The organism is Okeania sp. SIO2B9, assembly GCF_010672505.1.
GTDB lineage: Bacteria > Cyanobacteriota > Cyanobacteriia > Cyanobacteriales > Microcoleaceae > Okeania > Okeania hirsuta.
This window is the reverse complement of the sequence record NZ_JAAHGK010000615.1, coordinates 1-4416: the sequence shown is the minus strand read 5'-3', so window position 1 is coordinate 4416 and position 4416 is coordinate 1. Positions and strand designations below refer to the sequence as shown.

4 protein-coding genes are annotated in these 4416 nt (G+C 39.7%); 2 read left to right on the top strand and 2 right to left on the bottom strand.

Annotated elements, in window-relative coordinates; translation table 11 throughout:
* Positions 1 to 24: 24 nt before the first annotated feature.
* Positions 25 to 1302 (top strand): hypothetical protein, encoded by a 1278-nt coding sequence (locus tag F6K13_RS20175; RefSeq protein WP_375340675.1) that lies wholly within the window; start codon positions 25 to 27, stop codon positions 1300 to 1302.
* A gap of 331 nt (positions 1303 to 1633) precedes the next feature.
* Positions 1634 to 2212 (top strand): TIGR04376 family protein, encoded by a 579-nt coding sequence (locus tag F6K13_RS20170; protein ID WP_124154835.1) that lies wholly within the window; start codon positions 1634 to 1636, stop codon positions 2210 to 2212.
* A gap of 157 nt (positions 2213 to 2369) precedes the next feature.
* Here F6K13_RS20170 and F6K13_RS20165 read toward each other — a convergent pair whose 3' ends face one another.
* Complete coding sequence (locus tag F6K13_RS20165; protein ID WP_287288163.1) at positions 2370 to 2534, bottom strand: hypothetical protein; 165 nt, start codon at positions 2532 to 2534, stop codon at positions 2370 to 2372.
* Positions 2535 to 2632: 98 nt separating this feature from the next.
* Entirely contained in the window at positions 2633 to 4207 is a 1575-nt protein-coding gene (locus tag F6K13_RS20160; RefSeq protein ID WP_124154834.1) for a peptide ligase PGM1-related protein, read from the bottom strand.
* Positions 4208 to 4416 lie beyond the last annotated feature (209 nt).

The window sequence follows — 4416 nt, the reverse complement described above, 5'->3', positions numbered from 1 at the left end:
GTAGATAATCTTGCTGAGAATTTGATGGACGATATGTTCCGTGATATTGACCGAGTATTGGATGGTGGTAGTCGCTTACCGACTCAAGTAGCTAGACCAGAAGTTGTCTCTTTAACGCAAATTAAGGTTCCTCAAATTGTTCTGCCTCAAAATAATACTCAACCTCAAGAAATTGACAAAGAAGAAAAGGCAAAATTAGCTAAATTAGAAGCAGAAAAAAAACAAAGCAAATCGTTAGATAAACTACTTTTAGGGGCAGCTTTTGCCTCTATATTAGTCACCCTTTCTTTGTGGTTAGTAACTAGGGGAGGACTCGATAAAATTTTGGGTTATTTAGGTTATGTAGAAAAGCTAAATGAATCATCAGAAACATTAAGTCCTAGAGCAGTAGCAGATCAAGAATTTGCTGAATATATAGAGCGATCGCTCCAAATGATTGAACAAAAAGAAGCAACTCGCAAACAACAACAACAAATTCCTGGTATACCACCCGCCCCACCAAGCAACAATTTACCAACAATACCAGTACCTGCAAACCAACCAACAAACACTAGCTTACTATTACCGCTCAACCGACTGGTTGATCTCATGGAGGCACAAGTAGCAAAAGCACCTATAACTATTCCAGAAACTAAAGTGGTGGTAATTCCTCCAGTGCCAAGTGTTGTACCTTCAGCAGTAGCAGTAGCACCAAAGTCTACCGAATCTTCCCCAAAGCTATCAGCAGCATCTGCATCTAATGCTTCTGCCTCCGCAGATGCTGCTGAAAACGTTACAGAAAGGTCGGAAGCAACAAAAACGGCAAAAGCAGAAACGGCAAAAGTAGAGGAGAAAGCTAAACCAGAAACGGCAAAAGCAGAAACGGCAAAAGTAGAAGAGAAAGCTAAACCAACACAAGAAGTAGCAACAAAACCGGAAGCAACAAGCCAACCGGAAGCATCATCCCAGTCCCAACCTGAAACTAAACCAGAAGCAGAAACTCAATCTGAAACAGAAGCAAAATCAGAAGAGTCACAAGCGCCAACACAACCATTACAATTACCTCCACCGCCAGCAGAAATACCTGCGACGAAAGCAGTGGCAGAAAGTCAAGTTCAGATTCCTATTAATACCTTAGTGGGTATTTTGGAGTTAGGGGAACGTTCGGCTGCTTTATTTGAAATTGAGGGTGTAGCGCGTCGGATATATGTAGGCGAGAATATTGGTGGTAGTGGTTGGACTCTTGTTAATGTGGCAAACCAAGAAGCTGTAATTCGCCGTAATGGTGAAGTTCGTTCTGTTTTTGTAGGGCAACAGTTTTAGTGATAGCTGTTAGTATCGCAATAGCCATAGTGGTTATGGCTTATGCTAGACAATGTTTTTCCCACTGTTCCCTGCTATAATTTCAAGTTCTATAAGTTAAAAAGCGTTTCGTTTCGGTCCGGAATGCTCAGTAAACAGCTTATCGGCGTTTAGCAATAAGCTTTTGAGAAGGGGATACGCTACCCCTCTTAGAAATTAAACGACAAGCTAGAAGTCGGGGATTTAAACTCAAGCTGTTAGCGTGCTGAAAGCTGAAAGCTGAAATGCTGATAGCTAATTAAAAGTTAAATTTTCCACTGCCTAATACTCTTAATTTTATGTAATCTTAACTATGGGTTTATTTGACGATTTCAGCGAATTTCTAGAAAATCGGCTTGAAGAGTTTCTGCGGAATAATCCTCATTTAGAACTTCAGGCACTCGAAGAGCAACTACGCAAACAAGAAGAAGACACTTTGCGTCTAATAGCGCAACTACAGCGCCAAGAAAAAAAATCAGAGCAAGATATTCTTTCAACTGCGCAAGAAGTGAAGCGTTGGCATAACCGAGTGGAAAAAGCGCGAACAGCTAATCGACCCGATCTAGCTCAGGCTGCTCAAGAAAGGGAAGCATTTTTTTTACGCCAAGGTAATCAACATTGGGGACAGATGCAAGGATGTAAGCAGCGCATCCAACAAGCGAAAGAACTCTATCGTCAAATTAAACAACGTCGGGAGGAAGTACGAGCAAAAGCTGTTCAAGCTGAAGCTAACCGTTATACTGCTAAGAATGAAAGACGCTGGGAAACCGATGGCTGGAATCAAACCAATTTCTATAATTTTGCTAATTCATTAGACCCATTGGAAGAACAGTTTAAAAGTCTAGAAACAGATGAAGAATTAGAAAAAATGAAGCGGAATATGGGAAAGTAGTATTCATTAATTAATAATTAATAATTAATAATTAATAATTAGGGCTTGCTGATTAAATTTCAAACCATTGATTGATATTGGTATTGGCCTTTTTTGGTCGAAAAAAGTGCAAGCTTTTTGGTGTAAAAAGCTCATGCATGCTAGTATTTTGGGACGATTATGACAGAACAATCTTGGGATAACTTTTCTTCCTACCTCCTCTATAATTCCCCGTTCCACCTGAGTTCTGACTCCTGTCTCCTGTATTCCCCTCCTGGGAGGGGGAGGGGCGAGGGGTGGGTTGTCTCCTACCCCTACTAAAAGACTTTTGAGCGCAAGCCAATTAATTATTACCTCATTGTTTGGGGTTAGAATCCCCATGCAATTTTCCCTCCTGACTCCTGAGTTCTGACTCCTGACTCCTTCTTCAATAATTTTTCTCTAGAAAGAACTAAAACCGAAATGTTGAACACCAAACTTACTGGAAGTTTGACAAGAAATATCTAGGTCATTAACAACTTTTTGATAAATTTCTTCCGCTTGTTCAGGAGAATTACCAATACTGGTTAAACCTAATTTGCCAAATTGTGATAAACAACCCATCATGTGAAATACAGTTCCGGTCTCAGTACAGCTATCAAAATGTAATTGATTAAAGGCAATAATATCCATCAAATCATTAGGTAATAAACCCCGATAAGGACTTTTTTGTAAATTATCAGTAGCTTTGTAAAATTTTGCCCGTCCCTGCTGACTATAAAATAAAGCAGTAGTACGATCGTAATATCCATTTGTTAATAATTTTAATGTCATAAATGGATGAGTTGTACCACCACGACGCAAGTTAATTTCAATTGCAGATAAATCCCATTTTGGGGTAGCATTTTCACCTTGATATACAGCAATAAAATCCACACCAAATCTATCTAAAGCACCTTTTTCCGCTAAATTTTTTCCCACTTTCATACCTAATTCTTGTAACTGTAATCGGTAAGCTTCATCAGCAGGAAAACGACAACCAAGAAAAATTTGCCCATCAGGTCCACCTAAAATTTGGTCATGGGTAGAAATAATTTCAACTTTTCCTTTGGGATTAATCAGACCTTGTACGCTTGGCGAACGTTTCACATCTCCTTCTATAAAAGCTTCTGCGATCGCTCCTAACTCAAAAATACGCTGACTAAAATTTTCCCAAGTTTCATCACCAGACTGAAAGCGCAGTGTGCTAAAACTATCGCTTATTGCTGTCACCATATCACTATTCACTTCTTTGTGCAATGGTTGTAAGTCTAACAACGCATTACCTTCCCCTGAAAATCCCTCATTCAACTTAATCACAATTCGTTGTAGGTGAGGTTGACGCTCCCATAACTGCGCTGTTACTAATGCCAAATCATCAACATTCCAAACTAACTCACTCCCATCAGGATGAGGTATATTACATTCAGTAAATATCTGCCTGCTGCCACTTTTAGTCCCCCAAAAATTCAAATCAGGGTCTGATGCTAATAGAGGAATACCTAACTGTAGGGATAGCTCTCGCTCAAGTGAAGTGGAGTTGTAACAAACCATGTAGGACTTATCCCGGCGCAATGCTAGACGAATACGCTCAATGAGGCGGGGACGTTCTAAAATTTTTTCTGTTAGAGGTCTTGCAGAAGTATCATAGGTGGCAAATAGGAGTAGTCGCTCGCGAGCATGGGAAAATGGGATTCCTGGTAATAGTTGTAAGTAATAGTCAATGATGCTCGGGTGCAGAGGTTCGGAAGTAATGTAAATTAGTCTAGTTCTGGGGTTACGCAGACGAATCAAAGAAAATAGATATCGTTCTTCATAATTATGACTGCCCTCTATCTTTTGCAACTCCCGTTGGTCGAGTGTCACAGAAGGAATAATCAAAATATCGGAGTCACCATGGTCACATAAATCTATACTTTCCCAGCGATCGCGTAAAGAATTTTGTAGTTCTCGAAATCTTGAGGCTTGTTTTGCTTCATAAATATGTAGTTTTGTCATCACATTTATATATTATTCTTAAGTTTTACAAGAGATTCGGTGGTATATGATCTACAAATATTAACAATAAAATGCGGGCATCTTGCCCGCCAGATGTACCTCACTGATATGAAACATACTATATATAACTATAGCAGGGAACAGACAAGCTTTTGGGGAAGACATTGAGGGTAATGGTGTCCCATGGTATGTGATCGCATTCTCATGCT

Coding starts and splice junctions, on each gene's coding strand:
- F6K13_RS20175 (WP_375340675.1), top strand. CDS start 25: ATGGACGATATGTTCCGTGATATTGACCGAGTATTGGATGGTGGTAGT.
- F6K13_RS20170 (WP_124154835.1), top strand. CDS start 1,634: ATGGGTTTATTTGACGATTTCAGCGAATTTCTAGAAAATCGGCTTGAA.
- F6K13_RS20160 (WP_124154834.1), bottom strand. CDS start 4,207: ATGACAAAACTACATATTTATGAAGCAAAACAAGCCTCAAGATTTCGA.